Below are 25,679 nucleotides of genomic sequence, written 5' to 3' on the forward strand. Positions count from 1 at the left end.
TCGCCGCGTCACAGGGCGCGCCGGGAAGTCTGGTCGGCACTGCACCACAGGTGCATCCGGACACCGTTTTCCCAGCCCAGGAGGTCCCCCGTGGCCAGCCAGCCGCCCGTCCAAGAGCCGACGACCCGACGCCGCCAGCTCCTCGGCAGGCTGTCCCTCCCCGAGCGCACGTACATCACCGACGCCCTGCGGACCGAAACGGTCGGCGGCGTCCTGCTCCTGACCGCCGCCGTGATCGCGCTGATCTGGGCCAACGTCTGGCCGGACGCCTACGAGAGCGTCCTCGACTACACCATCGGCCCCTCCGGCCCGCTCCACCTGGACCTCACGCTCGACGCCTGGGCCAAGGACGGCCTGCTGGCGATCTTCTTCTTCGTGGCCGGCATCGAGCTCAAGCGCGAGTTCGTCGCGGGCGAGCTGCGGAACCCGAGCGCCGCGCTGCTGCCGGTGGTGGCGGCGGTCTGCGGAGTCGCGGTCCCGGCCGTCCTCTTCGCCCTCGCCAACACCGGCTCCGGCGGGCACCCGGGCGGCTGGGCGATCCCGACCGCCACCGACATCGCCTTCGCCCTCGGGGTGCTCGCGGTGGTCGGCAGCAACCTGCCGTCCGCACTGCGCGCCTTCCTGCTCACCCTGGCCGTCGTGGACGACCTGATCGCCATCCTGATCATCGCGATCTTCTACAGCTCCGGCATCAAGTTCTGGGCGCTCGGGCTCTCCTTCGCCGGGCTGGTGCTGTTCTGGTTCCTGCACCGGCGCGGGGTGCACGGCTGGTACCTCTTCGTGCCGCTGGCCTTCCTGATCTGGGCCCTGATGCACGAGAGCGGCGTGCACGCCACCGTGGCGGGCGTCGCGATGGGCCTGATCCTCCGCTGCCACCGGGAGGGTGACGAGAAGCAGTCCCCCGGCGAGCACATCGAACACCTGGTCCGCCCGCTCTCGGCCGGGCTGGCCGTGCCGGTCTTCGCCCTGTTCGCCGCCGGGGTGACGATCACCGGGCCCGCCCTCGGCGAGGTGTTCACCCAGGCCACCCCGCTCGGCATCATCATCGGCCTGCTCGCCGGGAAGACCGTGGGCGTCTTCGGCGGGACCTGGCTGGCCGCACGCTTCACCCGCGCCGAGCTGAACCCGCAGCTCAAGTGGGCCGACATGTTCGCCGTCTCGGTCCTGGCGGGCATCGGCTTCACCGTCTCACTGCTGATCAGCGAACTGGCCTTCCCCGACGACCCGGCGCTCGCCGACCGGGCCAAGGCCGCCGTCCTGGTGGGCTCGCTGCTCTGCGCGCTGATCGCCACCGTGCTGCTGAAGCTGCGCAGCCGCCACTACCAGGAGCTGTGCGAGGAGGAGGACCGCGACCTGGACGGCGACGGCATCCCCGACGTCTACCAGCTCGACGACCCGGCCTGGCAGGCCCGCATGGCCGAGCGGGCCCGCGCCGCCGGACGGGCCGACGAGCTCGGGCAGCCCCCCGCGCCGGGACAGGGCGGTGCGCCGGGACAGGCCGCCGCGCCGGGGCAGGCCGCCGCGCCGGGGCAGGGCGACGCGTCCGGGCGGTCCGGCCGCACCGGAGGGTCAGCCGCCGCCGGCCCGGCCGGGTCCACCGACCCGGCCGGCGGCACCGAGCAGCCCGGCACCACCGGACGGCCCGACGGCGCCGAACCGACCCGCGGGGCGGAGTCCGCCCGCCGCTCCGAGAACGGCCGGGACGGGACCCGCTGAGGCGGCCCGCCCACCGGGACACGTCCCTCCTGCGGGGCCCCCGGAGTGGTGTGTGCTCGGGCGGTAGGGGCATGATTCTGAACTGTCGACAGTCCACCGACGCCGCCGGGCCCGCCCCGGTCCCCCGGAACCGCCCGGGAGCCGCACCGCGCGGCGGCGTCACACGCCGCACGGCCGAAGAGGAGAACAGCTGATGCCCGCAGGAGCCGCAGACCCGTCCAGCAACGGCCGGGCGCCCTACGAGGGCGAGCGTTCGGTGGGGCAGCTGTTCGCGGCGGCCACCGCCGACCTTTCCGCCCTGGTCCACGACGAGATCGCGCTCGCCAAGGCCGAACTGCGCGCGGACGTGAAGCGCGGCGTCTCCGGCGGCGTCTCGCTGGCGGTCGCCGGCGTGGTGGCACTGGCCGCCGTCCCGATGCTGAGCGCCGCGGCCGCGTACGGGATCCACGCGCTGGGCCTCTCGCTCGGCTGGTCGTTCCTGATCGTGGCCGGCGCGTACCTGCTCCTGGCCGTCCTGCTCGGCCTGCTGGCGCTGCGGTCCTTCAAGCGGATCGAGAAGCCGCACCGGACCATCGAGGGCGCCCAGAAGACCGCCGACGTGCTCAAGAACGCCCGGCCGCGCCCCGCCACCAAGGAGGAGATCGACCGAGCCCTGGGCCGCATCCCGTAAGGACGGTGCCGAGCGGCCGCAGACGCACCGGCAGGGCTCGGGCAGGCGGGCACGGGCACAGCGGGCGCGGGCACGGGCAGGCGGGCGGCGCGGGGCGGCGGTACGCGGCGGCGGCGCGCGGTACCGGCACGGGCCGTGCCCGGGCCGCTCCCTGACGCACCGAGTGCGAGTGCCGGGCACGTGTCCGGCGCGGGGATGTGACACGCTCTCGGTATGTCGCCCGACCAGAAGCCCGTGCCCGCGCAGCCGCCCGCCCGCTCCGGCGGAACATCCGGCGACGAGGGCGACGCCCACGGCAGCAGTCTCGGCACCACCGACGGCACCGGCGACGGCGCCCTCGGGAGCGGCACCGACGGCGGCGGCACCGAGGGCGGCGCCGGCTGGGACATCCGGCAGGCCGGTCCGTGGACCCACCGCGACCTCGCCGCCAACGGCGCCCGGTTCCACATCGCCGAGCTGGGCGAGGGCCCGCTGGTCCTGCTGGTGCACGGCTGGCCGGAGTACTGGTGGGCCTGGCGCCACCAGCTGACCGCGCTCGCCGAGGCCGGCTACCGGGCCGTCGCACTCGACCTGCGCGGGATCGGCGGCAGCGACCGCACCCCGCGCGGCTACGACCCCGGCAACCTCGCGCTCGACATCACCGGCGTGATCCGCTCGCTCGGCGAGAACCGGGCCCACCTGGTCGGTCACGCCTCCGGCGGCACGCTCGCCTGGGTGGCGGCGGTGATGCGGCCGTCGGTGATCCAGAGCCTCACCGTGGTCTCGGCGGCCCACCCCCGCGACCTCCGCCGGGCACTGCTCACGGACCGGCGTCAGGTGGCGGCCTTCGAACACGTCCTGGGCTTCCAGCGGCCGTGGATACCGGAACGCCGTCTCGTCGCCGACGACGCGGCGCTGGTCGGCCGCTACCTGGACGACTGGACCGGACGCAACCAGCTGGACCGGACGACGGTGGCCGCGTACCGGAAGGCGATCCAGATCCCCAGCACCGCGCACTGCTCGATCGAGCCGTACCGGTGGCTGCTGCGGTCGATGGCCCGGCCGGACGGCGTCCAGTTCGCGCGGCGGATGAAGAAGCCCATCACCGCGCCCACCCTGCACGTCCAGGGCGCCGCCGACCCGGTGCTGCTGTCCCGCACCGCGCTGGGTGGCGGCGAGTACGTGGCCGCGCCGTACCGCTGGCGGCTGCTGCCCGGGCTCGGGCACTTCCCGCACGAGGAGTCGCCGGAGCAGTTCACGGCGGAGCTGTTGGACTGGATCGGCCGCCACAAGGACTGACCTGCCCCGCCGACCGGAACGGGCCCGCGGACCGGGGCGGCGTTCGGGTCCGTCCGGGTTCGTCCGGGTCCGGACGGACGAACGGGGCCGAAGGTCCCAACTCCCTTTACAGTGTGCTCATATGACAAACGCATAGGCCAAGTTCGACACAACTCCCGTGGTTACCCCCGTCGGCCCAGGGGCATCCATTGCGGTATGACCTGGATGCCCGATCGCGACGGCGCCCCGCGCGGCCGACGCCACAACAGCCCGCAGCGCTCCGCCGCCCACCGCCCCGACTGGGCGGACGACCTCGGCCACGACGTCGTGGACCGCCACCGGCGCGCGGTCCAGCGGCAACTCGGCATCCCCCACATCCTCGGCCGGCGCGCCCGCTGGGTGGGCGCCCGGCTGCGACGCGAGAGCTGAGACCGGGTACCCGCCGGGCGGCTGTCCGGCGGGGCGTCCCGCCGGACGGCAGGCCGACCGAACAGCAGGCCGACGCCCGTCCTGAACAGCCGGAACAGCCGGAACAGCCTGCTGGCCCCTGACGGCGGACCGTCAGAGGGCGCAGCCCTGGGTGTCCACGCGGGCCGTCGCCGTGCTGCCCTTCTCGGCGTCCTCGCGCACCTCGGCGGCGGTCAGCACGTACCCGGTGTCCGCGCTGTCCAGCGACTTGGCGAACACCATCCCGAAGACCTGGCCGTCCGGCGTGAGCAGCGGGCCGCCGCTGTTGCCCTGGCGGACCAGCGAGCGCACCGAGTAGACGTCCCGGACCACCTGACCGCGGTGGTAGATGTCCGGACCGTTCGCCTGGATCCGGCCGCGGATGCGCGCCGGCTGCACGTTGAAGGCGCCGTTCTCCGGGAAGCCCGCCACGATCGCGCTGTCGTTGGTCTTCGCCTCACCGGCGAAGCCGAGCGGCGGAGCGTTGAGCTTGGGCACGTCCAGGATCGCGATGTCGCGCTGCCAGTCGTAGCGGACCACCGTCGCGTCGTACAGCGGGCCGACCCCGCCGATCTGCACGGTCGGCTCGTCGACGCCGCCGACCACGTGGGCGTTGGTCATCACCCGGTGCGGCGCGTAGACGAAGCCGCTGCCCTCCAGCGTCTTGCCGCAGGAGGTGGCGGTGCCGACCACCTTGACCAGGCTCTGCTTCGCCTTCGCCACCGCCGGACTGGCGGCCAGCGCCGGATCGGGGATGTCGACCTGGGTGATGGGCTCGTGCTCGAAGGGGTTGAACACCTGGGGGAAGCCGTTACGGGCGAGCACCTTGGAGAAGTCCGAGAACCAGTTGGGGGCGTCGGACGGCAGGGTGTCCTGCACCCCGCCCAGGATCGCCGAGGTGCGGACCTGCTTGGAGACGGTCGGCAGGGACGTCCCGGCGAGCGCCGAGCCGATCAGCCAGGCCACCAGCAGCATCGAGATCACGTTGACCACGGCGCCGCCGGCCGCGTCGAGCGCCCGCGCCGGACGGCGGTCGATGTGGCCGCGCAGCTTCCAGCCGAAGTGGGTGGTCACCGCCTGACCGATCGCCGCCAGCACGATCACCACCACCACGGCGATCACCGAGGCGGTCGTCCCCGGGCTGAGGTGGTCGAGCAGCAGCGGCAGCAACTGGACCGCGAGCAGGCCGCCGCCGAGGAAGCCGAGGACCGACAGCACGCCGACCACGAAGCCCTGCCGGTAGCCCGACACGGCGAATCCCACCGCGGCGGCGATCAACAGCACATCCAGGACGTTCACCCGGACACCCTCCCATGCCGGGCCGCGCACCCGGGCGGGCGGGAGCCCGCGAGGGTCCGGCCGACCGCTCCCGCCCGGACGGACGGCCGGACGGCTGCCCGGCCGAAGGCCCGGACGGACAGCCGGACGGACGCGTGGACGGACGCCCGGGCGGCCGCGCCCGCGAGGCCGCCCGCAGGAGCAGCCAGACCCTCGCTCACGACGCCCCGGCGTCGCGGCCGAGCACCGCGCGGGAGCGGTCACGGTCGCCCTGCACCAGCTCCAGCGCCTCGTCCGAGAGGTCGACGATCCTGGCGGTGTCCCACGGCCGCTCCATGCCGCTGTGGTGGAGCACCCGGTCGATCACCCCGGCGGTGAACCCCCACACCAGCCGCCCGCCGACCGCGAAGGCCGGACCCAGGTGACCGGACGGGTGGCGGAGCCTGGCCCGGTTCGCCGGGTCGGTCAGCTCGTCGATCGACACCCGGAACACCGCACCGGTCTCCCCCGTGTCCACCGGCCGGACCGGCGACTCCTCGCGCCACCAGCCGAGCACCGGGGTCACCACGAAGCGGCTGACCGGGATGTACAGGGCCGGCAGGGTCGCGAAGACCTGCACCCCCGCCGGGTCCAGGCCGGTCTCCTCCCAGGCCTCCCGCAGCGCCGCCGCGACCGGCCCGGAGCCGGCCGGGTCGCCGTCCTCGGGGTCCAGCGCACCGCCCGGGAAGGACGGCTGGCCCGCGTGCGAACGCAGCGAGCGGGCCCGTTCGATGAGCAGCACGTCCGGCCCGGCGGCACCCTCGCCGAACAGCATCAGGACGGCCGCGGCGCGTCCGCCCCCGGCGGGCGGCAGGAAGCGGCTCAGCTGCTCGGGCAGCACCCGCTCGGCGGCGTCCCGGACCGGCTCCAGCCAGGTCGGCAGGCCCTCCCGCTCGATCCCGGCCGCGCCGGCGGTCACTCGGCCACCGCCAGGTCGGCCACCTTGCCCCGGTGGGCGGCGGCGTCGGCGCGGGCCGCCGCCTCGCCCGGGAAGTCGGCGGGCGGGCGGAGCCGCTGGCCGGGCTCGCCGCCCATCTCGTACTTGAGCAGCTTCCGCGCCTTCTCCGGGTCGGTCTCGCCCTCGCCGTACGAGGGGCAGAGCGGCGCGACCGGGCAGGCCCCGCAGGCCGGCTTGCGGGAGTGGCAGATCCGGCGGCCGTGGAAGACCACCCGGTGCGAGAGCATGGTCCACTCGGACTTCGGGAAGATCTCCGCGACGACCGCCTCGACCTTGACCGGGTCCTCCTCGGCCGTCCACCCGAACCGTCGGGCCAGCCGCCCGAAGTGGGTGTCCACGGTGATCCCGGGGACGCCGAAGGCGTTGCCGAGGACGACGTTGGCGGTCTTGCGGCCGACGCCGGGGAGGGTCACCAGGTCGTCCAGCCGACCCGGGACCTCACCGCCGAACTCGTCCCGCAGCGCGATCGAGAGGCCGATCAGCGACTTCGCCTTGTTCCGGAAGAAGCCGGTCGGCCGGATGATCTCCTCCAGCTCCTCGGGCACGGCGGCGGCCATGTCCTCGGGAGTCGGGTACTTCGCGAACAGGGCCGGCGTCGTCTGGTTCACCCGCAGGTCCGTGGTCTGCGCCGACAGCACGGTGGCCACCAGCAGCTGGAAGGGGTTGTCGAAGTCCAGCTCCGGATGCGCGTACGGATACAGCTCGGCCAGCTCCCGGTTGATCCGCCGCGCCCGCCGCACCATCGCCAGGTGCGACTCCGGCTTCCGCGGCCTGACCGCCTTCACCGCCGACTTCACCGCCGGCTTCGCGACCGCCTCGGCCGCGGCCTTCCGGACCTTGCTCTCTGCCATGCACGAAGGCTACGCCGGACGGTCCGTCGCGTGCGGCGGATCAGCCAGGACGGTGGCGGCACGGCCGGCTCCGACCGCCGGGGCACCGCGGCGGCGGGGGCCGGCACCCGGCGGGAACGGGAGCGCCGGGGCGGGGAACCGCCGGCGGGGGCGCACGGGATAGCGTCACCCGCATGGTCAGCACCGCCCCGTGGGCCCTCCTACCGCCCGGGCCCGACGGCCCGGCCCCCGTGTGCGTCCGGTGAGCCGCCCCGCACCGCGGCAGGTGGTGGCCGACCTGCTCACCCTGCGTCCGCAGCCGATGCCGCCGCTGGCCTGGCCGCAGCGGCTGCGCCGGCTCCCGCACGTCGCGGTGGCCCTCGGCGCGGCGGCGCTGGCCGCGACGGGCGCGGACCCGGTCGCACGCCTGCTGGCCGTCGTGCACGCGGCGACCGTGGTGATCGCGCTGCTCCGGCCGGTGGCCGCCTGGTGGCTGGCGACCGTGCTCACCGTCGTCATATCCGTCGCCCACCCGCCCACGCACGACAACGAGCTGTGGACCTGGCCGGTCCAGGCCGGCGTGCTGCTCCTGCTCGCCCTGCGGAACCGGCCGGCGGTGTCCGCCGCGGCGGCGGCGGGGAGCGCGCTCTGCGGCACGCTGCTGAAGCTGGCCGGCTGCCCGGTGGGATCGTGGACCACGGTCGCGGTCGGCTGCGGTCTGTTCGCTTCGGCCGTCATGATCGGCGCGGTGCGGCGGGGCCGCCGCGAGGACCGGGCCCGGCTGATCGAGCAGACCGCCGCGACCGCGCACGAACGGGCACTGCGCACCGTCCTGGAGGAACGCGCCAGGATCGCCCGCGAGCTGCACGACGTGGTCGCCCACCACATGTCCGTCGTGGCGATCAAGGCGGACGCGGCGCCCTACCGGGTGGCGGACCCGCCTCCCGAGCTGACCGCCGAACTGGCCGCGATCCGCGCGGTGGCGCTGGACGGGCTGAACGAGCTGCGCCGCCTCCTGGGGGTGCTGCGCGCGGACGGGCCGGACGGGCGGTCCGCCGGCGGCACCGCTCCGCAACCCTCCCTCGAACGGCTCGACACGCTGCTCGACACCGTCCGTTCCGCCGGTCTGACGGTCGGTCTGGTCGTGGACGGGCCTCGCCGCCCGCTGCCCCCGGGGGTCGGGCTGTCCGCCTACCGGATCGTCCAGGAGGCGCTGAGCAACACACTGCGGCACGCGCCCGGGGCACACTCCGTCGTCGAACTCTCCTACCGTCCCTCGGCCCTGGGGCTGCGGGTGGTGAACGGCCCGGCGACCCGGGGGGCGCCGCCCTCGCCCGGCGGCGGGCACGGCCTCACCGGCCTGCGCGAGCGGGCGGCGATGCTCGGCGGCGACCTCGCCGCCGGTCCGACCCCCGACGGCGGGTACGAGGTCGCCGCCCTCCTGCCCGTCACCGTCACCACCGCCACCACCCACGAGGACGGCCCGGCATGACGACCAGGGTGTTGATCGCCGACGACCAGGCCATGGTCCGGGAGGCCTTCTCGGTGCTGCTCGGGGCCCAGCCCGGCATCGAGGTGGTCGGCACGGCGCGGGACGGCACCGAGGCCGTCGCCCGCGCGGAGGACCTGCGCCCGGACGTGGTCGTGATGGACGTCCGCATGCCGGTCCTGGACGGCATCGAGGCCACCCGCAGGATCACGGGGCTGCTGGGCGACGCCACCCGGATCCTCGTGCTCACCACCTTCGACCTCGACGAGTACGTGTACGAGGCCCTGCGGGCGGGAGCCACCGGGTTCCTCCTCAAGGACGCGTCCGGGGTGGAACTGGCCGAGGCCGTCCGGGTCGTGGCGCGCGGCGAGGCGATGCTGTCACCGGACCTGACCAGGCGCCTGATCACCGAGTTCTCCCGGCTGGGTGGTGGCCCCGGTGCGGCCGGGGCGACGGCGGGCGGCGCACCGGCCGTGCGGGTCGGGGACCAGACGGGCGGGTACGCGCGCGGGTCGGCCGGCGGGTCCGCGGGCGGGCAGGTCGGCGCACCGGTCGGGCTGCTCACGGGGCGCGAGCGCGAGGTGCTCGTCCAGATCGCGCGCGGCCGTTCCAACGCCGAGATCGCCCGCGAGCTGGTGGTGGCCGAGGAGACCGTCAAGACCCACGTGGGCCGCATCCTGCGGAAGCTGAGCCTGCGTGACCGCACCCAGGCCGCCGTCTTCGCGTACGAGAACGGGCTGGTCACGCCGGGGGGAGACGCGGCGGACCGCTGAGCGGCGTCCCCCGCGAGAGCCACGTCCGGGTTGGCTCCGCCGGGGGACGCGGGGCGCGGCCGGGTTCGGGGAGGCTCGGAGGTGCCGGCGGGCGGCGGCGGGGCCGTCGAGCCCGCGTCGGCGATCCCGCACCGAGCGACGCCGCACCGAGCGGTCCCGCACCGAGCGACCGCGCGTCCCGCACCCGTACAGGAGCACCGGTATGACCCTGCCCGTCCGCACCGCCCTGCCCGCGGTACCCAGGTGGCTCAGGCGGGCCGTCCTGGTCACCGTCGTGCTGTTCGCCTCGCTGCTGACCTTCCCGGCCGCGGTGATCATGCTCGGGGCGTACCTCCCGGCGATCCCGAAGGCGGGGATCATCGGACCGGTGCTCGGCGGCCAGTACCCCTTCCACGTCGCCCTGCTCGGCCTGGCCGGCGCCGCGCTCGGCGTCGTGGCCCACCGCGGCGGCCTGCTGCGCCGGGGCCGCACCGTCACCGCGGCCGCGGCGCTGTCGACCGTCGCCGCACTGGTCATCGGCGGGATCCAGTACGCCGACGCGCGGCGGGCGGGCGCGGACGTCTCGTTCGGCGAGGTCTTCGGAGAGCTCGCCTACCCGGACGCCGCGCCCGACGCCACGGAGCCCTACGCGACCGCCGACGGCGAGGAACTGCGGGCCGACGTCTACCTCCCCGCCCGGCACGACGGCCGGGCGCCCGCCGTCGTGCTCGCCCACGCCGGAGGCTTCCACACCTTCGACAAGGCCGACCTGCGCGGCACCGGACGCTGGCTGGCCGACCGTGGCGTCGCCGTCTTCGCCGTCGACTACCGGCTCGCCCGACCCGACCGCCCCACCTGGGACAAGGCCCCCCAGGACCTCCTCACCGCACTCCGCTGGGTGCAGGACCGTGCCGACGCCTACGGCCTCGACCCCGACCGGATATCGCTGGGCGGCATGTCGGCCGGGGGCACGCTGGCGGTGAACGCCGCCTACCGCCTGCAGAACGGGACGATCGTGTCGGCGAACGGCCCCACGCCCAGGCCCCCCGCCTCGGTGGTGGGCTTCTACCCGGGTGTCGACGTCACCGGGATGTGGCAGCGGGACGTGGCCGGCTCCCGCGCCGCCGCCGAGCTGTACACCGGAGGCACGCCCGGGCGGTACCCGGACCGCTACCGCGAGGTGTCCCCGTCCGCGGAGGTGCGCGCGGGCCTCCCGCCCACGCTCCTGGTGGTCGGCGACCGGGACCGCAGCGCCCGGCCGGAGGATGTCAGGGCACTGGGCGGGGCCTTGCGCGCGGCCGGGGTGCCCACCACCGTGCGCGAGCTGCCGTTCGCCGAGCACGCCTTCGACGACGCGTACGGCAGCCTCACCTCCCAGACCGGCCGGCGGGTCCTCCTCGACTTCCTCACCGGCCGGCCGGTGAGCTGACCTCCACCGCGCGGGGGGTGCCTGCGGAACGTGCCGGACGGGTGCGGCGCACCGGCTCGGCCCCGGCTCGGTACGCACCGACTCGGTACTCACCGGCTCGACGGACCTCGGCGGACGGGTCAGGTGTCAGCGCCGGAACAGCGCGTCGACCTCGCCGAAGCCGAGCAGGCCGGCCGGCTCCGCCAGGGTGCCCCGGTCCAGGAGCTCGGCGGCGGCCCGGTGGGCGGCGGTGTAGGCGAGCTGGGCCAGGCCGGTCCCGACGCTGATCCGGCGCACTCCGGCGGCGGCCAGCTCGGTGACGGTCGGTCCGCCGGGAACGGCCATCGCGTTCACCGGCAGCGGCGAGCGGGCGCAGAGCCCGGCCAGCGCGTCGAGGTCCAGCAGGCCCGGCACGAAGAGGCCGTCGGCACCCGCCGCCGCGTACGCCTCGGCGCGGGCGAGGACGTCGTCGACACCGCCCAGCCCGAACAGGAAGACGTCCGTCCGGGCGTTGAGCACCAGTTCCGGCAGACCCGCACCGGCCGCCGCCGTCCGGGCCGCGCGCAGCCGGTCGGCCTGGTCCCCGACCGCGAACAGCGGGCCGCCGACGGTGACCGAGTCCTCCAGGTTGACGCCCACCGCCCCGGCCCCGATCAGCGCCCGGACGGTCTCGGCGACGTCCTCGGGCCTCGGGCCGTAGCCGCCCTCGGCGTCCACGGTGACCGGCAGGTCGACGGCGGCGGCGATCCGCCGGGCCGCCTCGACCGCCTCCACCCGGTCGAGGCGCTGGCCGTCGCCGCGGCCGAGCGACCACGAGACGCCGCCGCTGGTGGTGGCGATCGCCGCCGCACCGGCCGAGGCGATCACGGCGGCGCTCCCGGCGTCCCAGGCGTTCGGCAGGACGAGCACGCCGTCCGCCACCAGGGCCCGCAGGCGCACGGCCCGCTCGCGCAGGACCGGGACGGGGGACACGGTGGAGGCCGCGGCGGCGGACGGGGCGGTGGAGGAGGGGGAGACGGCGGAGGTCATGCGGTACACCGGCTTTCACGCGGAGGGGATCGTGGTGCGACGACCGAATCCTGCGGCCGCCGACGGGTCGGTCTCCAGTGATTAAGCTGGGACCGAATCCTGGCCCCGATCGGGAGGTCCGCGACGATGCGCACCGAACTCGCGTTCTCGACGGACGACCTGGCACGGACCAGGTTCGCCGTCTCCCCGATGTGGGAGGTGGTGACCAGCCTCCGGGCCCTCGCCCACACCCCGGTCCCCGCCCTGCACCGGCGGTGGGCGGGGCAGGTCCGCCCCCGGCTGGCAGCCGCCGGGCCCGCGTACCGGCGGCTGGCCGCGATGGTCCCGCCCACGGGCCACCTGCCCGACTTCCTCACCCCCGTCCCGGCCACCACCGCCCCGACGCTCGCCGACGAGCTGGCCGCGATCGCCGCCACCACCCCCGAACAGGTCCGGGCCGACCTGGACGTCCTGGCCGCCGAGCACGACGGACGGCTCCCGGCCCCGCTCGAACCGCTCCACCGGGACCCGGCCGGCCGGCTGCCCCGGCTGACCGCCGACGTCGAGGCGTACTGGCAGCTCGCGCTGGCGCCGTACTGGGCCCGGATCCGCGCGCTGCTGGACGCGGACGTACTGCACCGCGCCCGCCAGGCCGTCGGGTACGGCACCGCCCGCGTCCTCGGCGACCTGCACGAGACGGTCCGCTGGGACGGCGGTGCGCTCCGGCTGGAACAGCGGCACTGCGCGGTCCAGCGGCTGGACGCCGGGGCCGGGCTGCTGCTGGTCCCGTCGGTGTTCGCCTGGCCGCGGGTGCTGACCCGGTCGCTGCCGCCCGACCCGCCGCAGCTCGCCTACCCGGCCCGCGGCATCGCCACCCTGTGGGAACCCCGCCCGGGCACCGGCTCCGACGCCCTCGGCGCCGTCCTCGGCCGCTCCCGCGCCCGGCTGCTCGCCGAACTCGACTCACCGGCCTCCACCACCGAGCTGGCCCGGCGCACCGGTCTCTCCGCCGCCGGGGTCTCCCAGCACCTCACGGCCCTGCGCGCGGCCGGTCTGACCAGTGCGCACCGGGCCGGGCACGCCGTGCTCTACGCCCGCACGACCGTCGCCGACGCCCTGCTCGATCCGGCGGCATCGGCGGTGGCGGAGGCCTGACGGAGGCCTGACGGAAGCGGTGACGGTGGTGGAGGCGGTGCCGGCGGGCGGCGCGGGCGACTCACACGGCACGGGAACGGACACGGGCGCCGGTCGCGAAAAACGGGCCGAGGTCGGCGCGCAACGAGCTCCGCGGGGGCTCGGCGCGGGCCTGCTCCGAGCCCCCGAAGCCCCTGTGACAAGGCCTGGAGCGGCCCGGCACGGGGCCGGAGGCGGCGGTTGACCTGGCGGTACGGGCGGTACGAATGGCCCCGCGCAGCACACCTCGGCGCACCCCCTCCTCATATGATCGGAGCGACATGCGCCATGCTTGGTGATGCAGAGCACTGTACGAACTTGTGCCGGAGGGCTTGACGGCCGGCCGGCCGAGAAGGAGGAAGCACGTGGACGACGTTCTGCGGCGCGCCGCACTCTTCGCGGCACTCGACGACGAACAGGCCGGCGAGCTGCGCGCTTCCATGACCGAGGTGACGCTCGCCCGTGGTGAGTCGCTGTTCCACGAGGGCGACCCGGGCGACCGGCTGTACGTCGTCGCCGAGGGCAAGGTCAAGCTGCACCGCGCCTCGCCGGACGGCCGCGAGAACATGCTCGCCGTCCTCGGGCCCAGCGAGATGATCGGCGAGCTGTCGCTCTTCGACCCGGGCCCGCGCACCGCCACCGCCAGCGCGCTCACCGAGGTCAAGCTGCTCGGCCTCGGCCACGGCGACCTGCAGCCCTGGCTGCACGCGCGCCCCGAGGTTTCGATCGCGCTGCTGCGCGCCATCGCCCGCCGCCTGCGCCGGACCAACGACGTGATGTCCGACCTGGTCTTCTCCGACGTGCCCGGGCGCGTCGCGAAGGCCCTGCTGGACCTCTCCCGCCGTTTCGGCGTGCAGTCCGACGAGGGCATCCACGTCGCCCACGACCTCACCCAGGAGGAGCTGGCCCAGCTGGTGGGCGCCTCCCGCGAGACGGTCAACAAGGCGCTCGCCGACTTCGCCGGCCGCGGCTGGCTGAAGCTGGAGGCCCGCGCGGTGGTCCTGATGGACGTCGAGCGGCTCTCCCGCCGTTCGCGGTAGCCGGAAGCCGGTGACCGGCGGCTCGCAGCCGCCGGCCCGACCGACGAGGGCCCGTACGCTCCGGCGTACGGGCCCTCCGGTCGTTCGGGGGCCGGTCGGCCGAGGAACGGCGGCCGACGCCGGTCCGCCGGTCCACGGGTCCACGGGTTCAGTCCGGGATGAGCCCGTGGTCGCGCAGGTACTGGAGCTGGGCCCGGACCGACAGCTCGGCGGCGGGCCAGAGCGCGCGGTCCACGTCGGCGTAGACCCGCGCCACCACCTCGGCCGCCGTCCGGCAGCCGGCCTCGACCGCCGTCTCCACCTGGGCCAGCCGGCCGGCCCGGTGCGCCAGGTAGTAGTCGACGGCGCCGAGCGCGTCGGCGAGGACCGGCCCGTGGCCGGGCAGCACGGTCCGCACCCCGTACTCGGCGGCCATGGTGTGCAGGTGCCGCAGCGAGTCGAGGTAGTCGCCCAGCCGACCGTCCGGGTGGGCGACCATCGTGGTGCCCCGGCCGAGCACGGTGTCGCCGGTGAGGATCGCGCCGTCGGCGGGCAGGTGGAAGGTCAGCGAGTCGGAGGTGTGCCCGGGGGTGGCGACCACCCGCAGGTCGAGGCCGCCGACGTCCAGGCGCTGCCCGTGCGTGAGGCCCTCGGAACCGAGCCGGTGCGCCGGGTCCAGCGCGCGGACCTCGGAACCGGTCAGCTCCGCGAACCGGGCGGCCCCCTCGGAGTGGTCGGCGTGGCCGTGGGTGAGCAGGGTGAGCGCCACGCGCTTGCCCTGCTGCTCGGCGGTGTCGATCACCCGGCGCAGGTGGTCCTCGTGCAGCGGGCCCGGGTCGATCACCACCGCGAGGTCGGACCCGGGCTCGGACAGCAGCCAGGTGTTGGTGCCGTCCAGCGTCATCGGCGACGGGTTCGGCGCCAGGACGCACAGCGCCCGGGAGGTGGCCTCGCCGCCGACGGCGGCGGCGGGGTCACCCGGGAGGAGTCCGCTCACCGGCCGCCCTCTCCGTCGCGATGCAGCGCACGCAGCGGGAGGACCCGCGTGAGTGCGCGCTGGGCCAGCTCGCTGAAGGGCACGAGACCGCTGTCACAGGCGGGGGTACGGGGGTACAGGCTGCGGGCGGGCATCTGGCGTGCCGTCCGGCGAGCCACGTCGTTGTGGGTCATCGGGCGTCGGTCCTTTCGCGTGGGTCCATCGGATTCATCGGATTCATCGGGTTGACCGGGTCGACCGGGTCGGTCGGGTCGGTCGGGTTCGTGGAAGTCGTCGGCTTCGTGGACGTCGTCGGGTCGGCGGGGTCGGCGGGTCGGTCCGGGGGACCGGCCGGGCGGGCTCAGCGGTCGCGGTCCTCGGGGAAGGACCCGTCGATGGTCAGCTCGTCGTACCCCGACCAGCGGACCGTGAGCCGGTCCCCCCGCACCTCGGCCCGGCCGAGCACCGGCGACAGCGAACGTCCGCCTGCCACGGCCAGCGCCTCGGCGGCGCTGCCCACCGGCAGCAGCTCGCGCAGCACGGTGACGGTCGGCGGCAGCATCCCGTACCGGCCCTCCTCGTAGCCCCTGACCGCCTCGGCCGGGGTGAGCCACGCGACCCGGTCGGCCTCGCCGACCTCGCGGGCGGCCAGCTGACCGGGCGGCAGCGCGGCCACGAAGAACCAGGTGTCGTACCGGCGCTCCTCGAAGGCGGGGGTGACCCACCGGGCCCAGCCGGCCAGCAGGTCGCTGCGCAGCAGCAGGCCGTGCTCGCGGAGGAAGTCGGCGAAGGAGAGTTCGTGGGCCTCCAGGGCGGCGCGCTCCGCACTCCAGTCCCGGGGCTCCGCGACGCTGTGCGCGTCCGGTCCGGCCAGCAGGACGCCGGCCTCCTCGAAGGTCTCGCGGACCGCGGCGCACACCACCGCCTGGGCGGTCCGGGCGTCCACCCCGAGCCGCTCGGCCCACTCCTGCGGGCCGGGGCCGGCCCAGCCGAGTTCGGCCTCGGCGTCGCGCCGGTCCACCCCGCCCCCCGGGTAGGCGTACATGCCGGCCGCGAACGCCATCGAGGTGCGGCGGCGCAGCAGGTAGGCCTCGGGCCCCGGGGCCGTCGCGGGCTCCCGGCCATCCGCCGGAGCGGGGTGCGTCGAGTGGCCCGCGGGCTCACCGTCACCGGCTACCGCGGCGACGTCCGCGTCCCGGAGCAGCACCACCGTCGCGGACGGCTTGGGCACGGGCGGGGTCACCGCGCCGGACTCGACCGCCCGGATCCGGGCAGGCCAGCCGGGCGGCATCGGGAGCGTCGTTGCTCGCTGGTCCATGCCCGGATGCTAAGCGCCCGGGGGCGGGGTTGGACAGGGGTGATCCGCTGTCCGACCCCGCCCGCGGGGATGTCCTCCGGTCACACCGCGGGTCAGGCCCCGGCGCGGACCCGGACCTGGAGCTCCACCTCGACCGGGGCGTCCAGCGGCAGCACGGTCACGCCGACGGCGCTGCGGGCGTGCACGCCGGCCTCGCCGAGCACCTTGCCGAGCAGCTCGCTCGCACCGTTGATCACGCCGGGCTGGCCGGTGAAGTCCGGGGCGGAGGCGACGAAGCCCACCACCTTGACGACCTGCTCGACCAGGTCCAGGTCACCGATCACCGACTTGACGGCGGCCAGTCCGTTGAGCGCGCAGATCTGCGCGAGCTCCTTGGCCTCCTCCGGGGTGATCTCGGCACCGACCTTGCCGGTGTTCAGCAGCTTGCCGCCCACCATCGGCAGCTGGCCGGAGGTGAAGACGAACTCGCCCGAGCGCACCGCCGGGACGTAGGCGGCGACCGGGGCGGCCACCGGCGGCAGGGTCAGGCCCAGCTCGGCAAGCTTCTCCTCGACCTTGCTCATGCCTGCTTCTCCCGCTTGAAGTAGGCCACCAGCTGCTCCGGGTTCGGACCCGGTACGACCTGGACGAGCTCCCAGCCGTCCGCGCCGAAGTTGTCCAGGATCTGCTTCGTGGCGTGCACGAGCAGGGGTGCCGTCATGTATTCCCACTTGGTCATGGCCAGACTCTAGACGCTCCGCCCCGGCGGTCGGCGCGGCCCGCGCTCGCGCGTGTGAGGTGGCCCACAAAGCGGGCATGATTCATGCCTGGCCCCCCGGGTAGTCCCGGCATCCGGCGCGGTCCCTGGTTACCCTCGCGGGAGGGCACCCTGAGCGGTGCCGCCCTCGGAGACGGACGGAGACGGAGCGTGGCACCCACCCCCGGCCAGGCGGCCCGGCGCGATCCCGACTGGGAGGGCGTGCGGTTGCACGTGGTCAGCGGCAAGGGCGGCACGGGCAAGACGACCCTGGCCGCCGCGCTGGCGCTGGCCCTCGCGGCGGAGGGCCGCCGGACGCTGCTGATCGAGGTGGAGGGCCGGCAGGGCATCGCCGAGCTCTTCGGAATAGCGGCTCTGCCGTACGAGGAACGCCGGATCGCCTCGGTCTCGCCCGCCCAGCTGGGGCTGCCCGGCGGCGGTGCGGGCGGCGAGGTCCACGCGCTCGCCATCGACACCGAACAGGCGCTGCTCGAATACCTCGACATGTTCTACAAGCTCGGCCGGGCCGGCAAGGCACTGCAGAAGGTGGGCTTCGTCGACTTCGCGACCACCATCGCGCCCGGCGTCCGGGACGTCCTGCTCACCGGCAAGGCCTGCGAGGCGGCCCGGCGCAAGGGCCCGGACGGGCGGCGCCGGTACGACGCGGTGGTGATGGACGCGCCGCCGACCGGACGGATCACCCGGTTCCTGAACGTCAACTCCGAGGTGGCCGGGCTGGCCCGGATAGGGCCCATCCACACCCAGGCGCAGGCCGTGATGCGGGTGCTGAAGTCGCCCGAGACGGCGGTGCACCTGGTCACCCTGCTGGAGGAGATGCCGGTGCAGGAGACGGTCGACGGCTTCGAGGAGCTGCGCGAGGCCGGCCTCCCGGTCGGCGGCGTCCTGGTGAACATGGTCCGGCCGCCGCTGCTGGACGCCGCGGCGGTGGCCGCGGTGGACGGCGACCACCGGGAGGAGGTCGCGCTCGCCCTCGGCGAGGCGGGGCTCGGGGGCCGCTCGCGCAAGCCGGAGACCGTCCGGGCGGCGATCGACCCGCTGCTCGACCCGCTGCTCGACCAGGCCCGGGAGCACGCCGAGCGGGTGGAGCTGGAGCGCGCCCAGCGGGCCGACCTCCAGCAGCTGAAGCTCCCGACGTACGAACTGCCGCTGCTGGGCGAGGGCGTGGACCTCGGCGGGCTCTACCGGCTGGCGGGCGAACTGAAGCGGCAGGGGGCGGCATGAACGGGAACGGACGGAGCGGCGGCAGCGGACAGGGCACCGGGAACGTGCGGAACGCCGGCAGCCGGCTCGCCGTGGACGAGCTGATCGACAACCCGAAGACCCGGATCGTCGTCTGCTGCGGCTCGGGCGGCGTCGGCAAGACCACCACCGCGGCGGCGATCGGCCTGCGGGCGGCCGAGCGGGGCCGCAAGGTCGTCGTGCTCACCATCGACCCGGCCCGGCGGCTCGCGCAGTCGATGGGCCTGACCGAACTGGACAACACCCCCCGGGTCGTCAAGGGCGTCAGCGGCGACGGTGAGCTCCAGGCCATGATGCTCGACATGAAGCGGACCTTCGACGAGGTCGTGCTGGCCCACGCCGAGCCCGAGCGGGCCCGGACGATCATGGAGAACCCCTTCTACCAGTCCCTGTCGGCCGGCTTCGCGGGCACGCAGGAGTACATGGCGATGGAGAAGCTCGGCCAGCTCCGCGCGGCCGAGGAGTGGGACCTCATCGTCGTCGACACCCCGCCGTCCCGCTCCGCACTGGACTTCCTGGACGCGCCGAACCGGCTCGGGTCGTTCCTGGACGGCAAGGTGATCCGCATCCTGACCGCCCCGGCCAAGGTCGGCGGCCGCTCGGCGATGAAGTTCCTCAACGTCGGGATGGGCCTGCTCACCGGCACCCTCGGCAAGATCTTCGGTGCCCAGCTGCTGACCGACGTACAGACCTTCGTCAGCGCGACCGACTCGATGTTCGGCGGCTTCCGGGAGCGCGCGGACCGCACCTACCAGCTGCTGCAGGCCCCGGGCACGGCGTTCCTGGTGGTCGCCGCGCCGGAGCGGGACGCGCTGCGCGAGGCGGCGTACTTCGTGGACCGGCTGGCCGCCGACCGGATGCCGCTGGCCGGGCTGGTGCTGAACCGGGTGCACGGGACGGGCGCCCCGCAGCTGACCGCGGAGCGGGCGCTGGCGGCGGCCGAGGCCCTGGAGGAGAACGGTGCGGAGCACGCGTCGCCGGAGGCCGAGCTGCTCGCGGCCGGGCTGCTGAGGCTGCACGCGGAGCGGATGCAGGTGGTGTCGCGGGAGCGCCGCACCCGCGACCGCTTCGTCTCGGTCTACCCGGACGTGCCGATCGTCGAGGTCGGCGCGCTGCCCGGGGACGTCCACGACCTGGAGGGCCTGCGCGCCATCGGTGAGAGGCTCAGCGGGTCCGCGGGCTGAACCGGGCGGCCGACCGCGCGTGCGGCCGGGCGGCCGGACGGTGTCGCCGACCGCGCGGGACCGGGCGGCCGAACGGGGTGGCTGCGGGCCCGGGCGGAACGACCGGCCCGGGCGGCACCACCGGCCGAGCGGGCTGCGGACCCGGGCGAACCACGGGCCCGACCACTACTGCGACCACTACTGCGACCATGACTGCGGCCGCGACGCATACGAGCGCACGAGCACGAGCACGACAACCGGCCGACCGGAATCCACCGACCGGGCGTTCGAGCCGGGCTTTCGAACCGGGACCTGCCCGGGCGTTCAGCCCGCCTGGGCGTAGTCCGTCAGTATCACGCCGGTCGCCAGCGAGGTCTCGTACTCGGTGCGGGCCGTCTCCAGCAGCCGCCGCCACGACACCACCGTCGGCCGCCGGCGCAGCAGCGCCCGGCGCTCGCGTTCGGTCATCCCTCCCCAGACCCCGAACTCCACCCGGTTGTCCAGTGCGTCCGCAAGGCACTCCGTACGGACGGGACACCCGCTGCACACCGCCTTGGCGCGGTTCTGCGCCGCCCCCTGGACGAACAGTTCGTCCGGATCACTCGTGCGGCAGGCGGCCTGCGCACTCCAGTCGTCTACCCAGCCCATGCCGGCGCCGTCCTCTCCCGAATCGAGGCTCCCCCACGGCGGCAACGGGATGTTCACCGTTGCCAGTTGAGGACGTTACGGAAGAACGACAGGTTGCAACAGCCCCTTCGGGCTCAATCTCGAATGACCCGATTGGACTATGGGTATCGATCAGCTCACTCGTTGGAGTGATCGCAGGTCGCAAGCCTTGCCAGGACCACGGGCGCCACTCTCGCCACGCGAGTCGTCACTGAGTGCTACCGGACACAGGTGCACAGCCAGCGACAGCTGCCTCAAAACCACCCCAGGAATGGGCAATTCGGGCAATTCTCATCACTCACAAGAGTGATCGATGCTGACAGAGCGAAGCTGTCGCAAGCTTGTGACAAGCCTAGGCGAACACCTGCCCCGGTGTGCGGGAATCGGCAACGTAGGGTTCTCCCCATGGCACCGAAGCGCCCCCAGGCACCCCAGCCCCCAGGCAACCCCGGAGCTCCGCGCGGCAAGCGCCGCGGGTCACCGCTGGAGTACGCGGGACACGGAGTCAAGTTCCTGGGGGTCAGCGTGCTCTCCGGAGTCCTGCTGGCCGGGATGGCCCTGCCCGCCGTCGGCGCGCTCGGCCTGACCGCCAAGAACACGGCGGAGGGGTTCTCCAACATCCCCGACGACTTCAAGACGCCCCCGCTCTCCCAGGCGACCCAGATCTTCGACGCCAAGGGCGGGCTGATCGCCAAGGTCTACGAGCGCGACCGCACCGTCCTCGCCGCGGACCAGATGTCCCCCTACATGCGGCAGGCGCAGGTCGACATCGAGGACGCCCGCTTCTACGAGCACGGCGCCGTCGACCTCAAGGGCGTGCTCCGCGCGATCAGCAAGAACGCGGAGAGCGGCACCGCCTCGCAGGGCGCCTCGACGCTGACCCAGCAGTACGTGAAGAACGTCAACGTCGAGAAGGCCGGCGACGACCAGGCGGCCGTCCTGGAGGCGCAGCGCAAGACCCTGGGCCGCAAGATCCAGGAGCTGAAGGTCGCGATCAAGCTGGAGGAGGACCTGACCAAGGACCAGATCCTCACCAACTACCTCAACATCACCTTCTACGGCCACCAGGCCTACGGTGTGGAGGCCGCCTCCCAGCGGTACTTCAGCAAGAACAACAAGGACCTGACCATCGGCGAGGCCGCCACCCTGGCCGGCGTGGTGCAGAACCCCTCGCTGTACGACCCGGTGCGCTTCCCCGAGAACACGGTCAAGCGGCGCAACGTCGTGATCGACAAGATGGTCGAGAACAAGCACGTCACCCCGGAGCAGGCCAAGGAGGCCAAGGCCTCCCCGCTGGGCCTGAAGTACAAGGACCCGCAGAACGGCTGCATCACCGCCCAGGCGGGCATGGGCTTCTTCTGCGACTACGTCCGGCACGTGGTCAAGCAGGACCCGGTCTTCGGCAAGAACGCCGCCGACCGGAAGAAGTTCTGGGACCAGGGCGGTCTGAACATCTACACCACCCTCGACCCGGACAAGCAGGCCGCCGCCCAGAACGCGGTGACCACCAAGGTCAAGGTCACCGACCCGGTCTCGGCCGCCGCCACCATGATGGAGCCCGGCACCGGCAAGATCCTCGGGATGGCGCAGACCCGCCCGTACGGCCTGGACCCGAACAAGAACCAGACCGTCGTCAACCTCAACGTCGACGCGGCGATGGGCGGCGGCAACGGCTTCCAGACCGGCTCGACGTTCAAGCCGGTCCTGGCCGCGGCCGCACTGGAGTCGGGGATGTCCCCGACCCAGGAGTTCCCCTCCGAGAACAAGATCGAGTACCCCTCGATGTCGACCTGCTCGGGCACCTGGAAGAACACCGCGAAGGGCAAGGAGCGCAGCGTCGGCAACGAGTCGCCCAGCGAGGTCGGCCCGTACGAGCTGAAGCAGGCCATGGCCCTGTCGGTCAACACCTACTTCGTGCAGATGGAGCAGAAGGTCGGCCTCTGCGCGATGAAGCAGATGGCCAACAAGCTCGGCATCAGCCAGACCGCGAAGGGCGACCCGTTCGTCGAGGTCCCGTCGATGGTCCTCGGCACCCTGGAGCTCTCCCCGCTGACCATGGCGAACGTCTACGCGACCTTCGCCGCGCGCGGCAAGTACTGCACCCCGATCGCGATCAACAAGATCACCACGGTGGACGGCAAGGACGTCAAGGTCCCGCAGTCGACCTGCAGCCAGGCCTACTCGCAGGAGACCGCGGACGCGCTCAACGCCGTCCTGCTCAACGTGACCGAGAAGGGCACCGGCGCCTCCCTCAACCTCGAAGGCGGACGCCAGATCGCCGGCAAGACCGGTACCACCGACGAGAAGAAGGCCGCCTGGTTCAGCGGCTACACCCCGCAGCTCGCCACCGCCGTCTGGCTCGGCGGCCCGGCCGGCGGCGTGAAGATGAAGAACATCAAGATCGGCGACACCTACTACGGCTCCGACGGCGTCTTCGGCGCGACCGGCCCCGGCCCGATCTGGCAGCTGGCGATGAACCAGGCGATGCGCGGCGCTCCCCTGGAGACCCTGCCGACCATCAACATCCCGGACCCGGCCCCCAAGATCGACCCGAACGCCACCCCGCCGGCCAGCCCCCCGGCCACCGGCAACCCCAACCCGGGCGGCAACCCGCCGCCGGTCCCGCCGGCCAACCCCGACGGCGGCGGCACCAACGCCGGCGGCCTGATCGGCGGCGGGATCACCCTCCCGCCGGGCGTCATCGGCGGGAACGGGATCGGCGGCGGCAACGGGAACGGCAACGGGAACGGCGGCGGACACCGCTGACCGACCGGCCCGCGCAACGCGGAGGGGCGCCCCCGAGCCAGTGGCTCGGGGGCGCCCCTTTTCCGTCCGTCGTGCGAAGGCCTGGCGTGCGGAGGCCGGGCGTGCGGAGGTCGTCGCGTTCCGTCCGTCGCACGGGGCCCGCCAGGGCTGTCAGCCCGCGAGCGCGGCCTTCACCGCGGCGGCGACCCGCCCGCCCTCGGCCAGCCCGTCGACCTTCGGCTTCACCAGCTTCATCACGGCGCCCATGCCCTGCGGCCCGGCCGCTCCGCTCTCGGCGACGGCGGCGGCCACGATGGCCGCCAGGTCCTCGTCGGAGAGCTGCTTGGGCAGGTAGCCGGCCAGCAGCTCGCCCTCGGCCCGCTCCCGGGCGGCCTGCTCGGTCCGGCCCGCGGTGTCGAACGCCTCGGCGGCCTCCCGGCGCTTCTTCGCCTCCCGGCCGATCACCTTCAGTACCTCGGCGTCCGAGAGCTCGCGCTTCTCCTTGCCGGCCACCTCCTCGCTGGTGACCGCGGAGAGCGTGAGCCGGATGGTGGACGAGCGCAGCTCGTCCCGATCCCTGATGGCAGCCGTGAGGTCCTCCTGCAGCTGCGCCTTGAGCGTCGTCATGGCCCCGAGTCTTTCACCTGCGGCGTTCCGCTGCTCCGCATTAAGCGGACGGCCGGGGCGGCGGGAGGGCGGGGAAGCGGGGGCGGGGGGCGGGCCGGTTCCGCTTCCCCCGACATCAGGTAACCGTTTAGGGTGGTTACATGACCGACGAGCGACCCCCTGGACTGGTCCTGCGCCCCGCCACAGGCTCGCCGTACCGCTTCGACCCCGGCGCGCTCTGCCTGGAACTGCTCGCCACCGGCGGCCCGGGCCCGTACGCGCGCCACGAGGTGCTGCACCGCCCCGCGGACCTCGGCGGATGGCTCCGGCAGTCCCGGCTGGGGCTCCCGGCCGACGCCGTCCGGACCAGCGACGAGCAGCTGACCGGGATCCGCACCCTGCGGGACGCCCTCTGGCGCCTCAGCGCCACCCGCGCCCGCGGCGGCGCCCCCGGGCTGCTCGACGGCCCCGGTGCGGCCGGTCCCGCCGCCGACCACGCCGTACTCAACCGGGCCGCCGCCCTGCCCCCGCTCGCCCCGCAGATCGCCCCGGACGGGACCGCGGCCCCACCACTGCCCGGCGACGGCGACCAGCTCGCCTCGACCGTCGCGCGCGACGCGATCGCGCTGCTCACGGGCCCGTACGCGGACCGGATCCGCGAGTGCGGCGGCCACGACTGCTACCTGATCTTCGTCGACACGTCACGGCCCGGACGACGCCGCTGGTGCTCGATGGAGCGGTGCGGCAACCGGCACAAGGTCCGCGCCCTACGGGCCCGCCGCGAACAGGGCGAGGAGTGACCCCGTGAACGCCGGGCGGCGCGAGCACCGCAGGCCGTTCCGGACGCCGTCCCCGCGGAGCCCGCACCCGCCGGCCGCTGGGCCACCCGGCCGCACCGGCGTGTCCCCCCACGCCCACCGGCCGTTCACCCGCTGATCCACCGTCTGAGAGCATGGACCGATGCGACCGCTGTACTCCGTCCCCCTCGGAATCGCCGCCACCGGCGCCGCCTGCCTCGCCTACTCCGTTGGGTACGAGGTCCGTTCCTTCCGCCTCCGCCGGGTCGAGATTCCGGTCCTCCCCCGAGGCGCCCGCCCCATCCGGGTACTGCAGGTCTCCGACATCCACATGGTGAGCGGACAGGGCAAGAAGCAGCGCTGGCTCCAGAGCCTCGCCGGGCTCCGCCCCGACCTGGTGGTCAACACCGGCGACAACCTCTCCGACCCGCTCGGCGTCCCCGCCACGCTGGACGCGCTCGGACCGCTGATGGACTTCCCCGGCGTCTACGTCTTCGGGTCCAACGACTACTACGGGCCCGCCCGGAAGAACCCGGCCCGCTACCTCCAGGCCCTGCGCAGCGGCGTCCACGGCATGAACAACCCCGACGGCTCCGCCGGGCGCGGCGTCTCCGGCGCCGTCCACAACCCGTGGGAGAAGCTGCGCGACGGCTTCGACGCGGCCGGCTGGCTCGACCTCACCAACGCCCGGGGGCGGCTCACCGTCGGCGGACTCGACCTGGAGTTCACCGGCCTGGACGACCCGCACATCCGCCGCGACCGCTACAGCGAGGTCACCGGCGGCCCCTCCCCCGACGCCGACCTCTCGATCGCCGTCGTGCACGCCCCCTACCTGCGCGTCCTCGACGCCTTCGCCGCCGACCGCTACCCGCTGATCCTGGCCGGCCACACCCACGGCGGCCAGCTCTGCATCCCCTTCTACGGCGCCCTGGTCACCAACTGCGACCTCGACGCCAAGCGGGTCAAGGGCCTCTCCACCCACCAGGCCGGCGGCAGCCGCTCCTACCTCCACGTCTCGGCCGGCTGCGGCACCAACCGCTACACCCCCGTCCGCTTCGCCTGCCCCCCCGAGGCCACCCTCCTCACCCTCACCCCCGCCCCCCGCTGACCCGCCCCGGACGCCCGCCGAGAACCGGATTTCGTCTCTCGGCGAGCGTCCGGTAGAGTTCTACTCGTCGCGAAGGAGACGGAGCGACAAACAGCAGGACCGGGGTGTGGCGCAGCTTGGTAGCGCGCTTCGTTCGGGACGAAGAGGCCGTGGGTTCAAATCCCGCCACCCCGACCCAGTAAGACCAGCTCAGGGCCGGTCTCCCGCAAGGGAGACCGGCCCTGACTGGCTTTCCGGAGCCTCTCGGGAGAATCCTGGGA

Annotated in this window: 24 protein-coding genes and 1 tRNA gene; 15 read left to right on the forward strand and 10 right to left on the reverse strand. The window is 74.2% G+C overall.

Annotated elements, in window-relative coordinates; all coding sequences use genetic code 11:
- Positions 1 to 90 precede the first annotated feature (90 nt).
- From nhaA to OG550_RS17200, 4 genes are all read left to right on the forward strand, one after another.
- Positions 91 to 1,716: a Na+/H+ antiporter NhaA gene (gene nhaA, locus OG550_RS17185; RefSeq protein WP_327678498.1), complete on the forward strand. Its 1,626-nt coding sequence runs from the start codon at positions 91 to 93 to the stop codon at positions 1,714 to 1,716.
- Between the two features lie 193 nt (positions 1,717 to 1,909).
- A complete protein-coding gene (locus tag OG550_RS17190) occupies positions 1,910 to 2,386 on the forward strand; it encodes a phage holin family protein (RefSeq protein WP_327678500.1) in 477 nt (158 codons plus the stop codon).
- A 213-nt stretch (positions 2,387 to 2,599) separates the two neighbouring features.
- Positions 2,600 to 3,664 carry an alpha/beta fold hydrolase gene (locus OG550_RS17195; protein WP_327678502.1) on the forward strand — a complete coding sequence of 355 codons (1,065 nt, stop codon included), beginning with the start codon at positions 2,600 to 2,602 and terminating at the stop codon, positions 3,662 to 3,664.
- A gap of 195 nt (positions 3,665 to 3,859) precedes the next feature.
- The gene (locus OG550_RS17200; protein ID WP_327678504.1) at positions 3,860 to 4,072 is read left to right on the forward strand and encodes a hypothetical protein; all 213 of its coding nucleotides are present in this window, start codon (positions 3,860 to 3,862) and stop codon (positions 4,070 to 4,072) included.
- Positions 4,073 to 4,204: 132 nt separating this feature from the next.
- On the opposite strand, the gene OG550_RS17205 is transcribed toward OG550_RS17200, so the two are convergent.
- From OG550_RS17205 to nth, 3 genes are all read right to left on the reverse strand, one after another.
- Entirely contained in the window at positions 4,205 to 5,389 is a 1,185-nt protein-coding gene (locus tag OG550_RS17205) for a MarP family serine protease (protein WP_327678506.1), read from the reverse strand.
- Positions 5,390 to 5,585: 196 nt separating this feature from the next.
- On the reverse strand, positions 5,586 to 6,326 hold the full coding sequence (locus tag OG550_RS17210) for an NUDIX hydrolase (protein WP_327678508.1): 741 nt from the start codon (positions 6,324 to 6,326) through the stop codon (positions 5,586 to 5,588).
- The gene (gene nth / locus OG550_RS17215; protein WP_327678510.1) at positions 6,323 to 7,216 is read right to left on the reverse strand and encodes an endonuclease III; all 894 of its coding nucleotides are present in this window, start codon (positions 7,214 to 7,216) and stop codon (positions 6,323 to 6,325) included. The genes OG550_RS17210 and nth overlap by 4 nt, the downstream gene beginning before the upstream one ends.
- A gap of 241 nt (positions 7,217 to 7,457) precedes the next feature.
- Here nth and OG550_RS17220 point away from each other — a divergent pair, with 241 nt between their 5' ends.
- The 3 genes from OG550_RS17220 (at position 7,458) to OG550_RS17230 (ending at position 10,865) form a co-directional block, all read left to right on the forward strand.
- A complete protein-coding gene (locus OG550_RS17220; protein ID WP_327678512.1) occupies positions 7,458 to 8,687 on the forward strand; it encodes a sensor histidine kinase in 1,230 nt (409 codons plus the stop codon).
- Positions 8,684 to 9,457 carry a response regulator transcription factor gene (locus tag OG550_RS17225; RefSeq protein ID WP_327678514.1) on the forward strand — a complete coding sequence of 258 codons (774 nt, stop codon included), beginning with the start codon at positions 8,684 to 8,686 and terminating at the stop codon, positions 9,455 to 9,457. Before OG550_RS17220 ends, OG550_RS17225 begins: the two co-directional genes overlap by 4 nt.
- 202 nt (positions 9,458 to 9,659) lie before the next feature.
- Entirely contained in the window at positions 9,660 to 10,865 is a 1,206-nt protein-coding gene (locus OG550_RS17230; protein ID WP_327678516.1) for an alpha/beta hydrolase, read from the forward strand.
- 126 nt (positions 10,866 to 10,991) lie between these two features.
- Here the strand turns inward: OG550_RS17230 and OG550_RS17235 are convergent, their stop codons facing one another.
- Entirely contained in the window at positions 10,992 to 11,873 is an 882-nt protein-coding gene (locus tag OG550_RS17235) for an isocitrate lyase/PEP mutase family protein (protein WP_327678518.1), read from the reverse strand.
- A 126-nt stretch (positions 11,874 to 11,999) separates the two neighbouring features.
- Between OG550_RS17235 and OG550_RS17240 the strand changes: the two genes are divergently transcribed.
- Positions 12,000 to 13,007, forward strand: a complete 1,008-nt coding sequence (locus OG550_RS17240) for an ArsR/SmtB family transcription factor (RefSeq protein ID WP_327678520.1) — start codon at positions 12,000 to 12,002, stop codon at positions 13,005 to 13,007.
- Positions 13,008 to 13,390: 383 nt separating this feature from the next.
- Positions 13,391 to 14,065, forward strand: a complete 675-nt coding sequence (locus OG550_RS17245) for a Crp/Fnr family transcriptional regulator (RefSeq protein WP_030392646.1) — start codon at positions 13,391 to 13,393, stop codon at positions 14,063 to 14,065.
- Between the two features lie 148 nt (positions 14,066 to 14,213).
- Here OG550_RS17245 and OG550_RS17250 read toward each other — a convergent pair whose 3' ends face one another.
- The 4 genes from OG550_RS17250 to OG550_RS17265 all read right to left on the reverse strand — a co-directional run bounded on the left by OG550_RS17250 (position 14,214) and on the right by OG550_RS17265 (position 17,056).
- On the reverse strand, positions 14,214 to 15,041 hold the full coding sequence (locus OG550_RS17250; RefSeq protein WP_327678522.1) for an MBL fold metallo-hydrolase: 828 nt from the start codon (positions 15,039 to 15,041) through the stop codon (positions 14,214 to 14,216).
- A 340-nt stretch (positions 15,042 to 15,381) separates the two neighbouring features.
- Positions 15,382 to 16,338 (reverse strand): NUDIX hydrolase, encoded by a 957-nt coding sequence (locus tag OG550_RS17255; RefSeq protein WP_327678524.1) that lies wholly within the window; start codon positions 16,336 to 16,338, stop codon positions 15,382 to 15,384.
- Between the two features lie 92 nt (positions 16,339 to 16,430).
- Complete coding sequence (locus tag OG550_RS17260; protein ID WP_327678526.1) at positions 16,431 to 16,901, reverse strand: RidA family protein; 471 nt, start codon at positions 16,899 to 16,901, stop codon at positions 16,431 to 16,433.
- Complete coding sequence (locus OG550_RS17265) at positions 16,898 to 17,056, reverse strand: DUF4177 domain-containing protein (RefSeq protein ID WP_327678528.1); 159 nt, start codon at positions 17,054 to 17,056, stop codon at positions 16,898 to 16,900. The genes OG550_RS17260 and OG550_RS17265 overlap by 4 nt, the downstream gene beginning before the upstream one ends.
- 189 nt (positions 17,057 to 17,245) lie before the next feature.
- Between OG550_RS17265 and OG550_RS17270 the strand changes: the two genes are divergently transcribed.
- The gene (locus OG550_RS17270; protein ID WP_327678530.1) at positions 17,246 to 18,316 is read left to right on the forward strand and encodes an ArsA-related P-loop ATPase; all 1,071 of its coding nucleotides are present in this window, start codon (positions 17,246 to 17,248) and stop codon (positions 18,314 to 18,316) included.
- Positions 18,313 to 19,518, forward strand: coding sequence for an ArsA family ATPase (locus OG550_RS17275; RefSeq protein ID WP_327678532.1), 1,206 nt, complete (start codon positions 18,313 to 18,315; stop codon positions 19,516 to 19,518). The genes OG550_RS17270 and OG550_RS17275 overlap by 4 nt, the downstream gene beginning before the upstream one ends.
- Positions 19,519 to 19,821: 303 nt before the next feature.
- Here OG550_RS17275 and OG550_RS17280 read toward each other — a convergent pair whose 3' ends face one another.
- The gene (locus OG550_RS17280; protein ID WP_327678535.1) at positions 19,822 to 20,145 is read right to left on the reverse strand and encodes a WhiB family transcriptional regulator; all 324 of its coding nucleotides are present in this window, start codon (positions 20,143 to 20,145) and stop codon (positions 19,822 to 19,824) included.
- Between the two features lie 423 nt (positions 20,146 to 20,568).
- Here OG550_RS17280 and OG550_RS17285 point away from each other — a divergent pair, with 423 nt between their 5' ends.
- Complete coding sequence (locus tag OG550_RS17285) at positions 20,569 to 22,929, forward strand: transglycosylase domain-containing protein (RefSeq protein ID WP_327678537.1); 2,361 nt, start codon at positions 20,569 to 20,571, stop codon at positions 22,927 to 22,929.
- Between the two features lie 150 nt (positions 22,930 to 23,079).
- Here OG550_RS17285 and OG550_RS17290 read toward each other — a convergent pair whose 3' ends face one another.
- Entirely contained in the window at positions 23,080 to 23,535 is a 456-nt protein-coding gene (locus OG550_RS17290) for a GatB/YqeY domain-containing protein (RefSeq protein ID WP_327678539.1), read from the reverse strand.
- A gap of 140 nt (positions 23,536 to 23,675) precedes the next feature.
- On the opposite strand from OG550_RS17290, the gene OG550_RS17295 reads away from it, so the two are divergent.
- The 3 genes from OG550_RS17295 (at position 23,676) to OG550_RS17305 (ending at position 25,593) form a co-directional block, all read left to right on the forward strand.
- Positions 23,676 to 24,314, forward strand: coding sequence for a CGNR zinc finger domain-containing protein (locus tag OG550_RS17295; RefSeq protein ID WP_327678541.1), 639 nt, complete (start codon positions 23,676 to 23,678; stop codon positions 24,312 to 24,314).
- 160 nt (positions 24,315 to 24,474) lie between these two features.
- Complete coding sequence (locus OG550_RS17300; protein ID WP_327678543.1) at positions 24,475 to 25,419, forward strand: metallophosphoesterase; 945 nt, start codon at positions 24,475 to 24,477, stop codon at positions 25,417 to 25,419.
- Between the two features lie 100 nt (positions 25,420 to 25,519).
- A tRNA-Pro gene (locus OG550_RS17305) sits at positions 25,520 to 25,593 on the forward strand.
- Positions 25,594 to 25,679 lie beyond the last annotated feature (86 nt).

The sequence above is a fragment of the Kitasatospora sp. NBC_00458 genome, assembly GCF_036013975.1.
Taxonomy (GTDB): Bacteria; Actinomycetota; Actinomycetes; order Streptomycetales; family Streptomycetaceae; genus Kitasatospora.